The organism is Nocardiopsis sp. TNDT3 (assembly GCF_003427465.1).
Taxonomy (GTDB): domain Bacteria; phylum Actinomycetota; class Actinomycetes; order Streptosporangiales; family Streptosporangiaceae; genus Nocardiopsis; species Nocardiopsis dassonvillei.
On record NZ_QPFC01001415.1, the window covers coordinates 1 to 2,496 of the forward strand.

General features: G+C 76.4%; 3 protein-coding genes. All 3 read right to left on the reverse strand.

All coding sequences use genetic code 11. The features are described from left to right. Positions 1-1,342, reverse strand: a 1,342-nt coding sequence (locus DQW06_RS28390; RefSeq protein WP_117199635.1) for an NAD(P)/FAD-dependent oxidoreductase, incomplete at its 3' end; no start/stop codon positions are given. Further along, positions 1,339-2,325 carry a UbiA family prenyltransferase gene (locus DQW06_RS28395; RefSeq protein ID WP_117199636.1) on the reverse strand — a complete coding sequence of 329 codons (987 nt, stop codon included), beginning with the start codon at positions 2,323-2,325 and terminating at the stop codon, positions 1,339-1,341. The genes DQW06_RS28390 and DQW06_RS28395, both read right to left, overlap by 4 nt. After that, the coding region (locus DQW06_RS28400; protein WP_198662581.1) for a DegT/DnrJ/EryC1/StrS family aminotransferase at positions 2,322-2,496 on the reverse strand (175 nt) is incomplete at its 5' end. The genes DQW06_RS28400 and DQW06_RS28395, both read right to left, overlap by 4 nt.

Genomic DNA, 2,496 nt, shown 5'->3' on the forward strand with positions numbered 1-2,496 from the left:
GAACGGGGGTCGGGGCCGTCGAGGCGAGGAAGGCCAGGACCCGCGCGGCGGCCGTGGTCGCGGAGGAGACCGCGCCCTCGCTGCACGGGCGCAGTGAGATCCAGTCCCCGGCGTAGTCCACGGCCGCGGGCGGGCGGACGGCGAAGGCGGAGCGCTCGCGCAGGGCGCGCGGCCCCGCGGCGGGCAGGCCGTGGCGGAAGCGGTGCACGCGGACGGCCTCGACGCGTCGGGACAGGCCGGGCAGCAGGGGTTCGGCGCGGTCGGTGAGCCGCTCCGCCACCACCGCGTCGGAGGCGTCGAGGAGTTCGGCGGCGCCGCGCGGGGAGGCCACCAGGGAGACCAGGCCCCGTCCGGGCGGCACCCGGCCCGGGTGCTTGTTGTGGTCGGCGGTGACCACGTTGAGCAGCGGGTCCTCCAGGGCGGGCACCAGGGTGGCGAAGCCGCCGCGCGCCCCGGCCGGTTCCATCGGGCGGTCCAGGACCAGGGAGACGCGGAGCATGGGCGCGTACTCGCAGGCCTCCAGGTAGGCGCGCTCGACGCCGGACGCGCCGGGGTGGATCCCGGCCGCGACCGGGGCGGGCACGGCCAGCACGGCCGCGCGGGCGGTGACCGTGCCAGCCGGGGACTCCAGCCTGACCCCGTCGGGGCCCGCGGACACAGCGGTCACCGGGTGGCCGGTGACCACGTCGAGCCGGTCGGCCAGGATCCGCGCGAGGGTGTCCATGCCGTCGCGGTAGGTGCGCCAGCGGGCGCTGCTGCCCGCGGAGACCAGGTGCGCGGCGAAGGGGGCGGCGGCCGTGTGCTCGGGGTCCCAGCCGAAGAACCCGGCGGCCAGGGCGCCGAGCAGCCGGTAGCGCAGCTCCGGATGGTAGGGGCGGAGCAGTTCGGCGAGGGTGCGCGCGCCCAGCGGGGAGCGCTCGGGGTGTTCGGGGTCCGGGCCGAGGCGGGCCAGCTGGATCTGGAGGCGCAGCAGGTCGGCCCGCGCGCGGGGGGACAGCCCGGCGCCGGTGAGCAGGCCCAGGGGGCGGCCCACGTGCGGTCGGGCCCGGCCCTCGCGCCAGGACGCCAGGGCGCCGCGGATGCGGGGCACCGCGCCGCGGTCGGCGTCCAGACCGACCTCGCGGATCAGCCGCCAGGTGGCCGGGTAGGCCTTGGCCGGGGGCAGCATCTCCGCGCCGGTGTCGATGAGGCAGCCGTGCTCGCGCAGGGTGCGCATGCGTCCGCCCACGGCCTCGTCGGCCTCCAGGACGCGGACCGAGCGGCCCGCGCGGGCCAGCGCGTGCGCGGTGGCCAGTCCGGCGGGGCCCGCTCCGACCACGGCGACGTCGAGCCCCTGGCTCATACGGCGCCTCCCAGGAGCACGGGGGCCAGCAGGTGGGCGCCGATGAGCAGGACCACGGTGACCCGGTGGGTGTGGATGGCGAGGCGGCGGGCGCGCAGGATGTCGCCCCGGACGAACCCGATGAACAGCTGGGCCACCCGCATCAGGAAGACGGGGGCCAGGACGAGCGGGAACCACCACGGGGAGATCCCGGCCAGGGTGGAGCCGCTGATGAGCAGGCTCTCGGCCGCGGTCGCCGCGATGATGAAGGCGGTGTTGAGGCGCCTGGGCACCAGAGCGGCCACGGTGATCCGCCCGGCGGCGCGGTCGCCCGCGGCGTCGTTGGTGTTGGAGTACAGGCCGAAGAGCATCGGGCCGAAGCCGAACAGCAGGGCCTGCACCACGACGAAGCCGTTCAGCTCCCCGGTGAGCAGACCGTAGGGCACCAGGACCCAGCCCACGCCCAGACCGATGAGGAAGACCTCCTGGAAGCCCCGGTAGCTGATCTTGAGGCCCCAGGAGTACTGGACCGAGGCGACCACGCACAGGACGGCCAGGGCCACCGCCCAGGCGGGCCGGTGCGGGGCGACCAGGACGACCAGACCCCAGAGCAGGGCGCTCGCCGCGGTCGCCGCCCAGGCGAAGCGCAGGGCCTGCGGTTCGGTGAGCGTCCCGGCGACGAGGGGTTTGCGGGCCAGCCGGCGGCGGGCCGCGTCCGAGCCGTAGTTGGCCGCGTCGCTGCCGTCGCGGTAACCGGTGACGTCGTCGAAGGCGACCATGGCGGCCACCACGGCCACCTCGGCGAGCAGGATGAGCAGGAGCAGCCCCAGCGTGCCCGGCTCCCAGCGCAGCGCGGGCGCGAGCATGGCCAGTACCAGGGGCAGGCCGATGTAGTAGTCGTAGATGTCGAGCTTGGCCAGCCGGGCGTAGGCGGCCGGGGTGCCCCGGGGCGGCGCGGCTGCGGGCGCCGGTCCGGCGGGGGGCGCGGCGGTGTGGTCGGTCATCTTGCTCTTCCAGAATGGTCGGCGAACGAGCACACGGTGTCGGCGATGTGCTCCACCTGGGCGTCGTCCAGGTGCGGGTACAGCGGCAGGGAGATGTTGCGCCGGGCCGCCGACTCCGCGTTGGGCCAGCGGGCCCCGGCCCGGGCGTACGGGGCGAACGCGGGCTGGGCG